This is a genomic window from Streptomyces sp. NPDC052773 (genome assembly GCF_044547145.1).
Lineage (GTDB): Bacteria > Actinomycetota > Actinomycetes > Streptomycetales > Streptomycetaceae > Streptomyces.
On sequence record NZ_JBITZX010000011.1, the window covers coordinates 276031 to 291351 of the forward strand.

The window sequence follows — 15321 nt, forward strand, 5'->3', positions numbered from 1 at the left end:
ACCGGGCGGCGCCGACGCGGCGGGCCGAGTGCTTCGTGGGGGCCGTCCTCACGCGCCGCCGGACCAGCGGGGGACCGTCGGCAGGACCTGCTCGGCGACGCGCAGCAGCACCGCGTCGTCCGGCACCGCGCCGTCCGCGCGCCACAGGCTCACCTCGAAGGAGCCGCCGCTGTCCTCGGCGTCCCGCGCCACGGACACCACGCGGGCCGGGACGCCGGGCTCGCTGCGGGAGTCGCCGCCGTCCAGGCGGAAGCTGATGCTGAGGGTGCGGCTCGAGTACAGGACCGCCGGGCGGCCCAGCAGGGTCCGCTGCCGCGCGTCGGGCCCCAGCAGCCCGGCGGACCCGGCCACCGGAAGGCGGTCGTAGGTGGCCGCCAGCGCCACGGTGTAGGTGTCGAACTCGACCTGGGCGGACGGGGTGGCGATCTCCTTGCCGCTGCCCGTCTTCAGTGAGCCGTCGCTGCCGTTCGCGGTCTTCGCCCGCTGGCCCGGCGTGCCCAGCAGTGCGGCGAGGTCGGAGCGGTTCAGCGCCTCGCACAGCTGCGCCCCGGTGACGTACCGGGACGAGGACGCCGTGGCGGTCTCCCCGTCCGAGCAGGCGGCCGGCGGCGGGGTGCCGTCCGGGGCCGAGGACGAGGACGACGTCTGCTGCACGGTCCACAGCCCGATGCCGAGCGCCCCCACCAGAGCCAGGGCCGTGGCGGCCTGTCCCCACGCGTTCGGCCCCGGTGCGGGCGCGCTCCTGTTCTGCCCGTGCTCCGTCATGTCCCCCGCCTGTCCGAGCCCCCGACACGTGCCCGGGGACCGTAACCCTGTGATCGTCCGGCGGGCAAGGAAAGGCCGGGCGAAGTCCGGAGAAGCCTGGCCGGGCCCGGAGCGGCCACTCCCACACGATTGCATAAACGTGCAGCGATACGTATAGTCATGCCATCCAGGAGGAGGTTCCATGACGGTACGTGCGGCAGTGGCCGGAGCGAGCGGATACGCGGGCGGAGAGCTGCTGCGCCTGCTCCTCGCGCACCCCGAGGTCGAGATCGGCGCCCTGACCGGCAACTCCAACGCCGGACAGCGGCTCGGCGCGCTCCAGCCGCATCTGCTGCCGCTGGCCGACCGCGTGCTCCAGGAGACCACCGCGGACGTGCTCGCGGCGGGCCACGACGTCGTCTTCCTCGCGCTGCCGCACGGCCAGTCCGCCGCCGTCGCCGAACAGCTCGGCCCGGACGTCCTCGTCGTCGACATGGGCGCCGACTTCCGGCTGAAGGACGCCGCCGACTGGGAGAAGTTCTACGGCTCCCCGCACGCCGGGACCTGGCCCTACGGCCTCCCCGAACTGCCGGGTGCCCGCGCCGCGCTGGAGGGGGCCAAGCGCATCGCGGTACCCGGTTGCTACCCCACGGCCGTCTCCCTCGCCCTCTTCCCGGCCTACGCCGCCGGACTCGCCGAGGCCGAGGCCGTGATCGTCGCCGCGTCCGGCACCTCCGGCGCGGGCAAGGCGCCCAAGCCGCATCTGCTGGGCAGTGAGGTCATGGGCTCCATGACGCCGTACGGCGTCGGCGGCGGCCACCGGCACACGCCCGAGATGATCCAGAACCTCAGCGCCGCGGCCGGGGAACCCGTGAGCGTGTCCTTCACACCGACCCTCGCGCCGATGCCGCGCGGCATCCTCGCCACGTGCAGCGCGAAGGCGAAGCCGGGCGTCACCGCCGAGTCCGTCCGCGCGGCCTACGAGAAGGCCTTCGCCGACGAGCCGTTCGTGCACCTCCTCCCCGAGGGGCAGTGGCCGGCCACGGCGTCCGTCCAGGCTTCCAACGCCGTTCAGGTGCAGGTCGCGTACGACGAGGCCGCGGGCCGGATCATCGCCGTCAGCGCCATCGACAACCTGACCAAGGGCACCGCCGGCGGTGCCGTCCAGAGCATGAACATCGCCCTCGGACTTCCCGAGGAGCTGGGTCTTTCCACGATCGGAGTCGCACCGTGAGCGTCACGGCAGCCAAGGGATTCCAGGCGGCGGGGATCGCCGCCGGGATCAAGGAGAACGGCAACCCGGATCTGGCCCTGGTGGTCAACACCGGGCCGCGCCGCGCCGCCGCGGGCGTCTTCACCTCGAACCGCGTCAAGGCCGCCCCCGTGCTGTGGTCCGAGCAGGTCCTGAAGGCGGGCGAGCTGACCGCCGTCGTCCTCAACTCCGGTGGCGCCAACGCCTGCACGGGCCCGAAGGGCTTCCAGGACACCCACGCCACCGCCGAGAAGGCGGCGGAGGTGCTGGACATCGGCGCCGGCGAGGTCGCCGTCTGCTCCACCGGGCTCATCGGCGTGCTGCTGCCCATGGACAAGCTGCTGCCCGGCGTCGAGACCGCCGCCGCCCAGCTGTCCGAGCACGGCGGCGAGAAGGCCGCCATCGCCATCAAGACCACCGACACCGTCCACAAGACGTCCGTCGTCACCAGGGACGGCTGGACCGTCGGCGGCATGGCCAAGGGCGCCGGAATGCTCGCACCCGGCCTCGCCACCATGCTCGTCGTCCTCACCACCGACGCCGACCTCGACAGCGCGACCCTGGACAAGGCGCTGCGCGCCGCCACCAAGGTCACCTTCGACCGCGTCGACTCCGACGGCTGCATGTCCACCAACGACACCGTGCTGCTGCTGGCCTCCGGCGCCTCGGGGATCACCCCCGAGTACGACGCCTTCGCCGAGGCCGTCCGGGCCGTCTGCGACGACCTCGGTCAGCAGCTGATCCGGGACGCCGAGGGCGCCAGCAAGGACATCAAGGTCGAGGTGATCAACGCCGCGACCGAGGCGGACGCCGTCGAGGTGGGCCGCTCCATCGCCCGCAACAACCTCCTCAAGTGCGCCATCCACGGAGAGGACCCCAACTGGGGCCGGGTCCTCTCCGCGATCGGCACCACGAAGGCCGCCTTCGAGCCGGACCGGCTGAACGTCGCCATCAACGGCGTCTGGGTGTGCAAGAACGGCTCCGTCGGCGAGGACCGCGAGAAGGTCGACATGCGCTACCGCGAGGTGCACATCGTCGCCGACCTCGCCGCCGGCTCCGAGACCGCCACCATCTGGACCAACGACCTCACCGCCGACTACGTCCACGAGAACAGCGCCTACTCGTCATGAGCACACGCAAGCACACGGCACTGCCGAAAGCGCAGATCCTCATCGAGGCGCTGCCCTGGCTCGTCCGGCACAACGGCAAGACCGTCGTCATCAAGTTCGGCGGCAACGCCATGATCGACGAGGATCTGAAGGCCGCTTTCGCCCAGGACGTCGTCTTCCTGCACCACGCCGGGCTCAAGCCCGTCGTCGTGCACGGCGGCGGCCCGCAGATCAGCGCCGCCCTCGACAAGCACGGCATCGTCAGCGAGTTCAAGGCCGGCCTGCGCGTCACCACCGAGGACGCCATGGACGTCGTACGGATGGTGCTCGCCGGGCAGGTGCAGCGCGAGCTGGTCGGACTGCTCAACCAGCACGGCCCGCTCGCCGTCGGCCTCACCGGCGAGGACGCGCACACCATCACCGCCACCAAGCACCAGCCGGAGATCGACGGCGAACTCGTCGACATCGGCCGGGTCGGCGAGATCACCGACATCGACACCGGCGCGATCGAGGCGCTGCTCGCCGACGGACGCATCCCCGTCGTCTCGTCGATCGCCCGCTCCCGGGACGACGGCCACGTCTACAACGTCAACGCCGACACGGCGGCAGCGGCCCTCGCCGCCGCCCTGGGCGCCGAGACCCTGATGGTCCTCACCGACGTCGAGGGACTCTACGAGGACTGGCCGGACAGCGACGAGGTGATCAGCCGCCTCACCGCCTCCCAGCTGGAGAAACTGCTCCCCGAGCTGTCCTCCGGCATGGTGCCGAAGATGGAGGGCTGCCTGCACGCCGTACGCAACGGCGTCAGGACCGCCCGCGTCATCGACGGCCGCGTCCAGCACTCGATCCTGCTGGAGATCTTCACCGACGAGGGCATCGGCACGATGGTCGTGCCCGACGAGAAGCCCGAGGAACCGCACACCCAGGGGGAGTCGTGAGCAACCAGGAACTGACCTCGCGGTGGCAGGGCGCCCTCATGAACAACTACGGCACCCCGCGCCTGCCCCTCGTCCGCGGCGAGGGCACCCGGCTGTGGGACGCCGACGGCAAGCAGTACCTCGACTTCGTCGGAGGTATCGCGGTCAACGCGCTCGGCCACGCCCACCCGGCGGTCGTCGAGGCGGTCAGCCGGCAGATCGCCGCCCTCGGCCACGTCTCCAACCTGTTCGTCGCCGAACCGCCCGTCGCCCTCGCCGAACGGCTCCTTCAGCTCTTCGGCCGCGACGGCAGGGTCTACTTCTGCAACTCCGGCGCCGAGGCCAACGAGGCCGCCTTCAAGATCAGCCGGCTCACCGGGCGCACCCACATGGTCGCCACCGACGGCGGCTTCCACGGCCGCACCATGGGCGCCCTCGCCCTCACCGGCCAGCCCGCCAAGCGGGACCCCTTCCTGCCGCTGCCCGGCGACGTCACCCACGTCCCCTACGGCGACGCGCAGGCGCTGGCCGCCGCGGTCACCGAGGACACCGCGCTGGTGATCATCGAGCCGGTCCAGGGCGAGAACGGCGTCGTCGTCCCGCCCCCCGGCTACCTCAAGGCCGCCCGCGCCATCACCGCCGCGACCGGATCGCTGCTCGTCCTCGACGAGGTGCAGACCGGCATCGGCCGCACCGGGCACTGGTTCGAGTACCAGGCCCACGAGGGCGTCCTGCCCGACGTCGTCACCCTCGCCAAGGGCCTCGGCGGCGGCCTCCCGCTGGGGGCCACCGTCGCCTTCGGCCGCGCCGCGGACCTGCTCCGGCCCGGACAGCACGGCACCACCTTCGGCGGCAACCCCGTCGCCTGCGCCGCCGGACTCGCCGTCCTCGACACCATCGCGGACGAAGGACTGCTGGAGAACGTCAAGCACCGAAGTGACCAGCTGCGCCACGGGATCGAGGGGCTGGGCCACCCGCTCGTCGCCCATGTCCGGGGCGCGGGCCTGCTCCTGGGTATCGTGCTCACCGAACCGCTTGCGGCACAGGTGCAGCAGGCGGCTCAGGACGCCGGTTTCCTGGTGAACGCGCCCGCCCCCGATGTCGTACGGCTGATGCCGCCGCTGAACCTCGGTGACGACGATGTGGCGGCGCTGCTCCAGGCGCTGCCCGGCATCCTCGACGCAGTCAACGGGGACGGACGATCCGGAGAATGAGACGACGATGAGCCAGGCGCAGGATCACGAGCAGACCGCCGGGCCTGCCGTGCCGCAGACCCGCACCGCACGGCACCGCCGGATCGTGGACATCCTCAACCGGCAGCCGGTGCGCAGTCAGAGCCAGCTGGCGAAGCTCCTCGCGGACGACGGGCTGAGCGTCACCCAGGCGACGCTCTCCCGGGATCTGGACGAGCTGAACGCGGTGAAGATCCGCAACACCGACGGCGATCTGATCTACGCGGTGCCGAGCGAGGGGGGTTTCCGGACCCCCCGGGCTCCGCTGGGGGAGTCCGCCAAGGAGGAGCGGATGCGGCGGCTCTCGCAGGAGCTGCTGATCTCGGCGGAGGCGTCGGCGAATCTCGTGGTCCTGCGGACGCCTCCAGGGGCGGCGCAGTTCCTCGCCTCGGCGATCGACCAAGCCGAGCTGCACGACATTCTGGGGACGATCGCCGGTGACGACACGTTGCTATTGATCTCTCGGCGGCCGGACGGGGGGCAGGCGCTGGCCGATCACTTGCTTCGGTTGGCTCAGAACGGCCACTGAGCGGGGTGGTGGCCTGTCGTGGACCGGGTGCGGGTTCGCTGTGGCTGGTCGCGCCCACGCGGCGGAGCCGCACATGGATACAGTCCCGCGCCCCTGACGGTGGGGACGCTCACCCCAGTCGAGACGCCAGGCCCCTCGTGCATCTCACCTCATCGCCCGCCGTGATCAGCAGGGCCTCCACGTCCGGCAGGCTCTCCAGCCAGGCCAGGCCCTGGCGGGCGCCCATCGCGAAGGCGGCGGTGGCCCAGCAGTCAGCCCAGGTGAGGCGGGGGGCCACCACCGTCACGGCGAGGAGGTCGGTGACGGCCGGTTTTCCTGTGCGGGGGTCGGTGATGTGGGCGCCGCGTTCGGCGGTGCCGGAGGTGGCGACGGCCAGTTCGGTGGTGCCGGCCGCGGTGATGACCGCCGCGAGGCCGCCGGGCCGGATCGGGTCCGCGATGCCGACCCGCCACGGCCGCCCCGCACCCGGCACGCCCAGCAGCTGGACGTCGCCGCCGCCGTTGACACTGACCCCGGTCGCCCCGGCCGCCGCCAGGGTGCGCGCCGCGCGCTCCACCGCCCAGCCCTTGACGATGCCGGTGGGGTCGATGCGGCCCTCGTAGGTGGTGCTGAACCAGCCGTCGCTCGCCCGTTCCGCCTCCGCGCCCAGCTCCAGCACCTCGGCGACCTCCGGGGCGCACTCCTCGACGGTCAGCTCGCCGCGCGCCAGCCGGGAGAGCTGGCTGTCCTCGCGGTAGGTGCTGAAGACCGCGTCGGCCCGGTGCAGCCCGTCGACCGCCTCCTCCAGGGCGGCGCGGACGGTACGGGGATCCCCGCCGCGGACGTCGAAGGAGAAGACGGTCCCCATCGCCTCCTCCGTCCGGCGCACCGCGACGGGAGCTTCTGTCACGTCAGCCACCGATCTGGTCCAGGGCGGACTGGAGGGACTGCCGGTAGCCGGTGCTGGTGTACGTCGCTCCGGAGACGGCGTCGATGTCCGCGCCGCCCGCGGCGACGGCGGCCTGGTTGAGGCGGGGTACGGCGTCGGCGGTGATCTGGCTGCTGCGGCCGCCCTCGGGTGCCTGGACCGCCGTGGCCTGGGTGATCCGCCCGCCGCTGACGGTGATCCGGACCTGGACCGGCCCGTACTGCGTCCTGGCGACGGCGCCGGTCACGGTGCGCGCCTGCGCCTCCGCCCCGGCCCCGGTCCCGGCCCCAGCACCTGCTTCCGCCCCGGCACCGGCCTCCGCGCCCGCGCCGGGCCCGGCCCCGTCTCCCGCATCGGCCCCCGCCCCGGCCCCGGCCTCCGCGCCGCCCACCCGGTCCAGCGCGGACTGGAGGGACTGCCGGTAGCCGGTGCTGGTGTACGTCGCTCCGGAGACGGCGTCGATGTCCGCGCTGCCCGCGGCGACGGCGGCCTGGTTGAGGCGGGGTACGGCGTCGGCGGTGATCTGGCCGCTGCGGCCACCGCTCGGCGCCTGGACCGCCTCCGCCTTGACGATCCGGCCGTCGGTGACCGTCAGGCGCACCTGCACGGGGCCGTACTGGGTGCGCGCGGCCTCGCCGGTGACCGTGGTGGTCCCGGTGGCCTGGGCGCCGCCCTGCGGGGACGGGGCCGCCGCCGTCGGCTGCGGTGCCGCGCCGCCCGCCGCCGACGCGGAGGCCGGGTCGGACGCCGGCTTCAGCGACAGCAGCAGCACGATGCCGGACACCGTGGCGGCGGTGGCGAGCAGGGCACGCCGGATCGGGTGACTCTTCCTCATGGCTCCGCAAGCTCCTGAATGACCGTCGATCACATTTCGAACGACTCGTGATGGATACGGCGCGCGGGCACCCCCGCGCCGCGCAGCGCCTCGTAGACGGACTGCGCGAAGCCGGGCGGCCCGCACAGGAACACGTCGTGCTGCTCGATGTCGGGCACCTTCTCGCGCAGCCGCTCCGCCGAGATGTCCGGGCGCGCCCCGTCCGGGCTGTTCACCGCGTACATCAGCCGGGCGCCCCGCTCGTCGGCGATGGCGGCCAGCTCGTCCCACAGGGCCAGGTCCTGGGTGCTGTTGGCCCGGTAGAGGAGGGTGATGTCACCGGCCGCGCCCGGCAGGGTCTCGAACAGGGCGCGCATCGGGGTGATGCCGACCCCGCCGGCCACCAGCAGCACCTTGCCGCGGCTGCGGCGCTGCGCGGTCAGCGCCCCGTAGGGGCCCTCGGCCCACACCCGGGTGCCGGGGGTGAGCTCGCGTAGCCGCGCGCTGTGGTCGCCGATCGCCTTCACGGTGATCCGCAGCATGCCGGGGCGGGGCGCCGCCGAAAGCGAGTACGGATGCGAGCTGAACCGCATGCCCGGTGCGAGGAACCGCCAGCGGAAGAACTGCCCGGCCTCCGCGCCGATCCGGTGCAGTTTCCGCCCGCCGATCAGCACCGACACGATCCCCGGCGTCTCCTCGATGACCGCCTCGACCCGCATCCGGTGCCTGAGGTTGAGGCGGACCGGCGTGAGGATCCGGTACCAGACGACGAGCGCGGTGACCGTGCCGTACAGCCCGTACCAGAAGGTCTTCGCGACGGGCTCGACGGCGAAGTCGTTGCCGGTGCTGATCTGGTGCCAGAACGTCAGGTACACGGCCGCGTACGTCAGCAGGTGCACGTGGTACCAGGCGTCGTACGGCAGCCTGCGGCGGATCCCGCCGGTCGAGATCAGCCCGATGAACAGCAGCAGACCGGTGCCGATGGCCGCCTTGCCCATGTCCGGCAGCTGGTTCACCGACTCCACGGTCTGCGTGACGATGTCACCGAGGGTCCGCCCGGCCTGGAGCGCGTACCCCCACATGATGAGGAACACGTGCGCGAGGACCAGGCAGAGCGTGTAGCGGCCGGTCATCGCGTGCCAGCGGGCGACCCGGTCGGAGCCCACCCGCCGCTCCAGCGCGGGCACCCGCGCCATCTGGAGCACCACCAGGGCCATCAGATAGCCGGCGAGCAGCCCCGTGATCCGGCCCGCGCCGATGATCCGTCCCGTCGTGTCCGCGATGGACGGGGTGGTGTGCCACCACAGCCACAGCACCGCGCCCGCCCCGGCCCACAGGGCCAGCACCAGCGGCACGGCGGGGGAGCGGCGCGGACGGATGCGGCGCATCGTCTGGCGCCGGGCGGCACGGCCGCCTGCGAGCGTGGTGGTCACGGTTCCTCCGGGGACGGGGGCAACGGGTGTGTCGTAGTCCCTTGGCCCAGAGATACGTGGGGGAGGGGGCCGGTGTTCAGTACCGTGTCACGGCCGTCCGCCCGCTCTTCGTCCCGATGGCGATGTGGGGCCGCCCGGCGGGATCCACCCAGGCGAGCAGGCGCCGCATCGCGTCCGCCGGCACGGAGACACAGCCGGCGGTCGCACCGCGCCCGTTGACATGGAGGAAGATTCCGGCGCCCCGGCCGCGGACGGGCTTGGCGTAGTTGAAGCCGATGACGAGCGCGTGGGCGTACTGGGTGCCGTAGGAGACCAGATGCTCGGCCTCGGCCGCGCGGCAGTCGGCGGGGCGGGGCTCGGTCCAGCGGTTGTAGGCGCGGGAGTCGTTGTCCTGGCACCACCAGGAGTTCTCGCGGACCGGGCGGTAGCGGTACGTGGTCCCGCGCGGGGCCGCCTGGATGCCGAACGCGTACGGCAGGTCGTACAGCCCGGTCGGGGTGGTGCTGGTGCCCTGGCGGCGCGCGGCGCCCTCGACCAGTCCGTTCTTCCCGAACCGGGCCGGCGCGGAGCCCTCCTTCACCCACCGCCCGCCGCGCCGCTCCCACCACGTCACCGTGCCGGTGGTGGCCCCGGCGCGCGGCGCGACCGCGGTGATCAGCTGCCGGCCGCCGCCGGTGTCGGCCATCCGGTCGGGCAGCGCGCCGCCGCCGGGCGGGGCGACGGCGGTCAGGGCGGCGCAGACGAGCAGGGACACGGCGGCGGCGACGGCGGGACGCATGCCGTCGACGCTAGCGACGGACCCGGGCGGTGTCCGTCCGGGTGCGCCGTCCGGGTGGGCCGGTCGGGTGCGCCGGTCGGGCTCAGGCCTGCGGGGTGAGCGGTGGCAGGGGCAGGGGGAGCCCGGGCAGTCCGTCCATGCTCGTCGCGATGTGGTCCTTCTTCTCGAAGTAGGCGCTCAGCGAGGCGTCGTCCTCCCGCGCGAAGCGCCTGCCGTGCAGGTCGCGGTCCGCGTCGTACGCCATGAAGGGCACCCCGTATCCACAGCTGTCGCGGACGAGTTCGGCCGTCACGACGATGATCGCGCGCAGGCCGTGCGCGGTGGGGTCGATGTCCGGGAAGCGGGCGAGCAGGCCGGGAAAGCGCGGGTCGTCGCGGAACACCGGCTCCCCGCGGCCGTGTACGCGCACGATGTTCGGCGGGCCCTGGAAGGCGCACCACATCAGGGTGATCCGGCCGTTCTCCCGCAGATGCGCGATGGTCTCCGCGTTGGACCCCGCGAAGTCCAGGTAGGCCACGCGGTGTTCGTCGAGCACCACGAAGGAGCCCTTGAGGCCCTTGGGGGAGAGGTTCACCGTGCCGTCACCGGCGAGCGGCGCCGTCGCGGTGAAGAAGACCGGCTGCTCCTCGATGAACGTGCGGAGCCGGCCGTCTATGCGTTCGTAAGTCTTTCCCATGTCTAAAGATTATTGGCGCCATCGCTCATCTGTCCGAAGAACGAGGCATTTCGCCCGGTGAAATTGACGAATCATGCAGTCCTCTGCATACTCATGCAGAACAGCGACAGTAGAGGAGCAGCGCAGGTGAGCAGCAACAGCGGTGACGTACGGCTCTGGGGCGGCCGTTTCGCCGACGGTCCCGCCGAGGCCCTGGCCAAGCTGTCCGCGTCCGTCCACTTCGACTGGCGGCTCGCGCCGTACGACATCGCCGGCTCCCGCGCCCACGCGCGCGTGCTGCACCAGGCCGGGCTCCTCACGGAGGACGAGCTGACCCGCATGATCGCCGGGCTGGACCAGCTCGAGGCGGACGTGGCCTCCGGCGCCTTCACGGGCACGATCGCCGACGAGGACGTGCACACCGCCCTGGAGCGCGGCCTGCTGGAGCGTCTCGGCCCCGACCTCGGTGGCAAGCTGCGCGCCGGCCGGTCCCGCAACGACCAGGTCGCCACCCTCTTCCGGATGTACCTGCGCGACCACGCCCGGATCATCGGCGGCCTGATCGCCGAACTCCAGGACGCGCTCATCGGCCTCGCCGAGGCCCACCCGGACGTCGCCATGCCGGGCCGCACCCACCTCCAGCACGCCCAGCCGGTGCTCTTCGCCCATCACGTCCTCGCCCACGTCCAGGCCCTGTCCCGGGACGCCGAGCGGCTGCGCCAGTGGGACGAGCGCACCGCCGTGTCGCCGTACGGCTCCGGTGCCCTGGCCGGTTCCTCCCTCGGCCTGGACCCCGAGGCCGTCGCCCGCGACCTCGGTTTCGAGCACGGCAGCGCCGCCAACTCCATCGACGGCACGGCCTCCCGCGACTTCGTCGCCGAGTTCGCCTTCATCACCGCGATGATCGGCGTGAACCTCTCCCGGATCGCGGAGGAGGTCATCATCTGGAACACGAAGGAGTTCTCCTTCGTGACCCTGCACGACGCCTTCTCCACCGGCTCGTCGATCATGCCGCAGAAGAAGAACCCGGACATCGCCGAGCTGGCGCGCGGCAAGTCCGGCCGCCTGATCGGCAACCTGACCGGCCTCATGGCCACCCTCAAGGCCCTCCCGCTCGCGTACAACCGCGACCTCCAGGAGGACAAGGAGCCGGTCTTCGACTCCATCGACCAGCTGGAGATCCTGCTCCCCGCCTTCACCGGCATGATGGCCACCCTCACCGTGCACCGCGAGCGCATGGAGGAGCTGGCCCCCGCCGGGTTCTCCCTCGCCACCGACATCGCCGAGTGGCTGGTCAGGCAGGGCGTGCCGTTCCGCGTCGCGCACGAGGTCGCCGGCGAGTGCGTGAAGGTCGCCGAGGCCGAGGGCAAGGAGCTGGACGACCTCACCGACGAGCAGTTCGCGAAGATCTCCGAGCACCTCACCCCGGAGGTCCGCTCCGTCCTCAACGTGCCCGGCGCGCTCGCCTCCCGCGACGGCCGCGGCGGCACCGCGCCCAGCGCCGTCGCCGTCCAGCTCGCCGAGGTCAAGGCGGACGTCGCCGCCCAGCACGCGTGGGCGAACGCCAAGAAGTGACGAGAGGGCATCGCGGGTTACGTTGGTCGCAGTCAGCCGACCGAACGGAGTCCGCGATGCCCTTCGCCCGTCTCGCCCGTGCGACCACGCCCACCTGCCACATCGGCCTGGGCCTCGCCGCCGTCGGCCGCCCCGGCTACATCAACCTCGGCCGGGACCAGGACCTCGGCACCGACCGCAGCGTGGAGGCGCTGCGCGCGCGGACCCGCGAACTCCTCGACGCCGCCTACGCCCAGGGCGTCCGCTACTTCGACGCTGCCCGCTCCTACGGCCGCTCCGAGGAGTTCCTGGCCGGCTGGCTGGCCGCGCACCCCGAGATCGACGACACCGTCGTCGGCAGCAAGTGGGGCTACACCTACACGGCCGACTGGTCCACCGACGCCGAGCGGCACGAGGTCAAGGACCACAGCCTCGAGACCTACGAGCGCCAGCGCGCCGAGACCGCCGCCCTGCTCGGCGACCGGCTCGACCTCTACCAGATCCACTCCGTCACCCCGGACAGCCCCGCCCTGACCGACAAGAACCTGCACGCCCGCCTCGCCGAGGCCGCCGCGCAGGGCGTCACCGTCGGCTTCTCCACCAGCGGCCCCGCCCAGGCCGACGCGATCCGGGCCGCGCTCGCCGTGACGGTCGACGACGAGCCGCTGTTCCGTACCGTCCAGTCGACGTACAACGTCCTGGAGACCTCCGCCGCCCCCGCCCTCGCCGAGGCGCACGACGCCGGACTCACGGTGATCGTCAAGGAGGCCATGGCCAACGGCCGGCTGGCCGAGGAGCACGCGCCGCAGGAGCTGAGGGCCGTGGCCCGCGAGACCGGGCTGGGCTGTGACGCCGTGGCCCTCGCCGTGATCCTGCGGCAGCCGTGGGCCGGCGTGGTGCTCTCCGGCGCGGCGACCGTCGCCCAGCTCACCTCGAATCTGCACGCTCCCGCCGTGGACCTGGACGAGGGGCAGCTGGCACGCCTCGCGGCGCTCGCGGAGGACCCGCGCGCGTACTGGGAGCGGCGCGGGCAGCTGCCCTGGCACTGACCGGCATCCCTGCCGACCACCGATGAGTCGCACATGCCCAGCATGAGACAAAGATGTCTCACATGGTCTATGGTTGTCTCATGGCCGTCGACCGAGAGCACGTACTGCGCAGCGCAGCCGACCTGCTGACCCGCAAATCCACCGCGACCATGGACGAGGTCGCCAAGGCCGCCGGGATCAGCCGGGCCACACTGCACCGGCAGTTCGCCGGGCGCGACGCGCTCGTCCGGGCGCTGGAGGCACTGGGCATCGCCGAGTGCGAGGCCGCGCTGGAGCGGGCCCGGCTCGACGAGGGCGCCGCGAGCGAGGCCGTCCGCCGACTGGTCCGCGAGATCCAGCCGGCCGCCGGTCTGCTCGCCTTCCTCTACAGCGAGAACCAGCTGTTCGAGGGCGAGGAGCAGAACGCGGGCTGGGCCCGGATCGACGCCCGGGTCACCGCGCTCTTCCGGCGCGGCCAGGACGCCGGCGAGTTCCGTATCGACCTCTCGCCCACCTGGCTCACCGAGGCGCTCTACGGCCTCTTCGCCGCGGGCGCCTGGGCGGTGCTCGACGGCAAGGCCGCCCGCAACGACTTTCCCTTCATGATCGCCGAGCTGATGCTCGGCGGCGCACTACGGAGAGAGGAACCATGACCAGCACCGTGCAGCCGGCGCACCACGACGAGGCGGTGAAGCGTCCGGGCCGCTGGCTCGCGCTGTCCGTCCTCGTGCTCGCCGTGCTGCTGGTGGCCGTCGACGCCACCGTCCTCGGCCTCGCGACCCCGTACATCAGTGAAGACCTCGCGCCGTCCGGCACCCAGCTGCTGTGGATCGGCGACGTCTACTCCTTCGTCATCGCCGGTCTGCTCGTCACCATGGGCAGCCTCGGCGACCGCGTCGGCCGCAAGCGGATCCTGCTGATCGGCGCCACCGCGTTCGGCGCGGTGTCCGTGCTCAACGCCTACGCCACCAGCCCCGAGCTGCTGATCCTCGCCCGGGCGCTGCTCGGTGTCGCCGGCGCGACCCTGATGCCGGCCACCCTCGCCCTGATCCGCAACCTCTTCCACGACCCGCGCGAGCGCAGCCTCGCCATCGGCATCTGGGGCGCCACCGCCTCGGCCGGTACGGCGGTCGGCCCGATCGCGGGCGGCTTCCTGCTGGAGCACTTCTGGTGGGGCTCGGTCTTCCTGATCAACCTGCCCGTGATGGCGGTCCTGGTCCTCGTCGGCGTCAAGCTGCTGCCGGAGTCCCGCAACCCCGACCCGGGCCCGTGGGACCTGCCCAGCGTGCTGCTCTCCCTGGTCGGCATGATCGCTGTGGTCTACGCCGTGAAGGAGGCCGCCGCGCACGGCTTCGCGTGGGCGACGCTCGCCGCCGGTGCGCTGGGCGCCGCCGCGCTGTACGGCTTCGTCCGCCGTCAGCTGACGCTCCCCTCCCCGCTCCTCGACATGCGGCTGTTCCGCAACCGGGGCTTCAGCGGCGCGGTGCTGGCCGACCTGCTGACCATCCTGGGTCTGTCGGGCCTCGTCTTCTTCCTCTCCCAGTACCTCCAGCTGGTGCAGGGCAGGGGGCCGTTCGAGGCGGGTCTGGCGGAACTGCCCGCCGCGATCGGCGCGGTGACGGCCGGTCTGGTCGCCGGTACGGCGGCCCGCCGCTTCTCGGTGCGGTCCGTGGTGGCCGGCGGACTCGCCGCGGTCGGCCTCGCCCTGGCCGCGCTGACCTTCCTCGACCAGTCCACCGGCTACCCGCTGCTCGGCGCGGCCCTGCTGATCGTGGGCATCGGCGCCGGCTTCTCCTTCACCGTGACCGCCGACGTCATCCTCGCCTCCGTACCGAAGGAGCAGGCGGGCGCCGCCTCCGCGGTCTCCGAGACGGCGTACGAACTGGGCGCCGCCCTCGGTATCGCCCTCCTCGGCTCCATCGTCACCGGCGTCTACCGGGGCTTCCCCGCCCCGGCGGGCACGCCCGAGGGCGCGCACGAGTCACTGGGCGGGGCGGTCGAGACCGCCCACGCCCTGCCGACCGGCCAGGCGCGGGCCCTGCTGGACGCGGCCCGTCAGGCCTTCGTGGACGGCCTGACGATCGCGGCGGGCGTGGGTGCGGCGGTCCTGCTGGCGACGGCGGTGGCGGCATGGTTCCTGCTGAAGGGCCGCCACCTCGAGAGCTCCGGACACGAGGACCGGCCTTGAGGGGCGCGGGGAACTGCGCGACCGGCCACAACGGCGCCGCACACGCCCCGCAACGCCGCCACCTCGCCCCCTAGGGGGTGTCTCGCCGATCATGCCGGGCTCCCGACGCCTGGCACCGCGCCTCGCCGCGTTGTCGTCGGTCGCCGATGCTCCGCATCGACTCCCTCCTCCGCCTTGCGAT

At 72.7% G+C, this 15321-nt stretch carries 15 protein-coding genes; 9 read left to right on the forward strand and 6 right to left on the reverse strand.

Translation table 11 applies throughout. The features are described 5' to 3' along the window. Positions 1-48: 48 nt before the first annotated feature. On the reverse strand, positions 49-765 hold the full coding sequence (locus ACIG0D_RS24715) for a DUF6215 domain-containing protein (protein ID WP_399804683.1): 717 nt from the start codon (positions 763-765) through the stop codon (positions 49-51). Positions 766-946: 181 nt separating this feature from the next. Between ACIG0D_RS24715 and argC the strand changes: the two genes are divergently transcribed. Genes argC through ACIG0D_RS24740 form a run of 5 tightly spaced genes read left to right on the forward strand, consistent with a single transcriptional unit; the run spans position 947 to position 5783 of the window. After that, positions 947-1978: an N-acetyl-gamma-glutamyl-phosphate reductase gene (gene argC, locus ACIG0D_RS24720; protein WP_399804685.1), complete on the forward strand. Its 1032-nt coding sequence runs from the start codon at positions 947-949 to the stop codon at positions 1976-1978. Beyond that, on the forward strand, positions 1975-3126 hold the full coding sequence (argJ, locus tag ACIG0D_RS24725; RefSeq protein WP_399804688.1) for a bifunctional glutamate N-acetyltransferase/amino-acid acetyltransferase ArgJ: 1152 nt from the start codon (positions 1975-1977) through the stop codon (positions 3124-3126). The genes argC and argJ overlap by 4 nt, the downstream gene beginning before the upstream one ends. Then, the gene (gene argB, locus ACIG0D_RS24730; RefSeq protein WP_399804690.1) at positions 3123-4043 is read left to right on the forward strand and encodes an acetylglutamate kinase; all 921 of its coding nucleotides are present in this window, start codon (positions 3123-3125) and stop codon (positions 4041-4043) included. The genes argJ and argB overlap by 4 nt, the downstream gene beginning before the upstream one ends. Then, a complete protein-coding gene (locus ACIG0D_RS24735; protein WP_399804692.1) occupies positions 4040-5236 on the forward strand; it encodes an acetylornithine transaminase in 1197 nt (398 codons plus the stop codon). The genes argB and ACIG0D_RS24735 overlap by 4 nt, the downstream gene beginning before the upstream one ends. A 7-nt stretch (positions 5237-5243) precedes the next feature. Next, on the forward strand, positions 5244-5783 hold the full coding sequence (locus ACIG0D_RS24740) for an arginine repressor (protein WP_165996843.1): 540 nt from the start codon (positions 5244-5246) through the stop codon (positions 5781-5783). 109 nt (positions 5784-5892) lie between these two features. Here the strand turns inward: ACIG0D_RS24740 and ACIG0D_RS24745 are convergent, their stop codons facing one another. From ACIG0D_RS24745 to ACIG0D_RS24765, 5 genes are all read right to left on the reverse strand, one after another. Further along, positions 5893-6630: an FAD:protein FMN transferase gene (locus ACIG0D_RS24745; RefSeq protein ID WP_399804750.1), complete on the reverse strand. Its 738-nt coding sequence runs from the start codon at positions 6628-6630 to the stop codon at positions 5893-5895. 43 nt (positions 6631-6673) lie between these two features. Next, a complete protein-coding gene (locus ACIG0D_RS24750) occupies positions 6674-7525 on the reverse strand; it encodes an FMN-binding protein (RefSeq protein ID WP_399804694.1) in 852 nt (283 codons plus the stop codon). Between the two features lie 29 nt (positions 7526-7554). Then, positions 7555-8937: a ferric reductase-like transmembrane domain-containing protein gene (locus ACIG0D_RS24755; protein ID WP_399804697.1), complete on the reverse strand. Its 1383-nt coding sequence runs from the start codon at positions 8935-8937 to the stop codon at positions 7555-7557. Positions 8938-9013: 76 nt separating this feature from the next. Beyond that, entirely contained in the window at positions 9014-9715 is a 702-nt protein-coding gene (locus ACIG0D_RS24760; protein ID WP_399804700.1) for a L,D-transpeptidase, read from the reverse strand. Between the two features lie 82 nt (positions 9716-9797). Continuing rightward, positions 9798-10391 carry a pyridoxamine 5'-phosphate oxidase family protein gene (locus tag ACIG0D_RS24765; protein WP_399804702.1) on the reverse strand — a complete coding sequence of 198 codons (594 nt, stop codon included), beginning with the start codon at positions 10389-10391 and terminating at the stop codon, positions 9798-9800. Between the two features lie 126 nt (positions 10392-10517). Here ACIG0D_RS24765 and argH point away from each other — a divergent pair, with 126 nt between their 5' ends. The 4 genes from argH (at position 10518) to ACIG0D_RS24785 (ending at position 15140) form a co-directional block, all read left to right on the forward strand. After that, entirely contained in the window at positions 10518-11945 is a 1428-nt protein-coding gene (gene argH, locus ACIG0D_RS24770; RefSeq protein WP_399804704.1) for an argininosuccinate lyase, read from the forward strand. A gap of 56 nt (positions 11946-12001) precedes the next feature. Further along, on the forward strand, positions 12002-12973 hold the full coding sequence (locus tag ACIG0D_RS24775) for an aldo/keto reductase (RefSeq protein ID WP_399804706.1): 972 nt from the start codon (positions 12002-12004) through the stop codon (positions 12971-12973). Positions 12974-13053: 80 nt separating this feature from the next. After that, on the forward strand, positions 13054-13605 hold the full coding sequence (locus ACIG0D_RS24780) for a TetR/AcrR family transcriptional regulator (protein ID WP_399804709.1): 552 nt from the start codon (positions 13054-13056) through the stop codon (positions 13603-13605). Next, positions 13602-15140, forward strand: coding sequence for an MFS transporter (locus tag ACIG0D_RS24785; protein WP_399804712.1), 1539 nt, complete (start codon positions 13602-13604; stop codon positions 15138-15140). The genes ACIG0D_RS24780 and ACIG0D_RS24785 overlap by 4 nt, the downstream gene beginning before the upstream one ends. Positions 15141-15321: the final 181 nt, after the last annotated feature.

What these genes read in the sequence shown, in the direction of transcription:
- ACIG0D_RS24745 (WP_399804750.1), bottom strand. Translation starts at nt 6,630, where the DNA reads ATGGGGACCGTCTTCTCCTTCGACGTCCGCGGCGGGGATCCCCGTACC.
- argC (WP_399804685.1), top strand. Translation starts at nt 947, where the DNA reads ATGACGGTACGTGCGGCAGTGGCCGGAGCGAGCGGATACGCGGGCGGA.
- ACIG0D_RS24785 (WP_399804712.1), top strand. Translation starts at nt 13,602, where the DNA reads ATGACCAGCACCGTGCAGCCGGCGCACCACGACGAGGCGGTGAAGCGT.
- ACIG0D_RS24715 (WP_399804683.1), bottom strand. Translation starts at nt 765, where the DNA reads ATGACGGAGCACGGGCAGAACAGGAGCGCGCCCGCACCGGGGCCGAAC.
- ACIG0D_RS24780 (WP_399804709.1), top strand. Translation starts at nt 13,054, where the DNA reads ATGGCCGTCGACCGAGAGCACGTACTGCGCAGCGCAGCCGACCTGCTG.
- ACIG0D_RS24750 (WP_399804694.1), bottom strand. Translation starts at nt 7,525, where the DNA reads ATGAGGAAGAGTCACCCGATCCGGCGTGCCCTGCTCGCCACCGCCGCC.
- argB (WP_399804690.1), top strand. Translation starts at nt 3,123, where the DNA reads ATGAGCACACGCAAGCACACGGCACTGCCGAAAGCGCAGATCCTCATC.
- ACIG0D_RS24775 (WP_399804706.1), top strand. Translation starts at nt 12,002, where the DNA reads ATGCCCTTCGCCCGTCTCGCCCGTGCGACCACGCCCACCTGCCACATC.
- ACIG0D_RS24740 (WP_165996843.1), top strand. Translation starts at nt 5,244, where the DNA reads ATGAGCCAGGCGCAGGATCACGAGCAGACCGCCGGGCCTGCCGTGCCG.
- ACIG0D_RS24760 (WP_399804700.1), bottom strand. Translation starts at nt 9,715, where the DNA reads ATGCGTCCCGCCGTCGCCGCCGCCGTGTCCCTGCTCGTCTGCGCCGCC.
- ACIG0D_RS24765 (WP_399804702.1), bottom strand. Translation starts at nt 10,391, where the DNA reads ATGGGAAAGACTTACGAACGCATAGACGGCCGGCTCCGCACGTTCATC.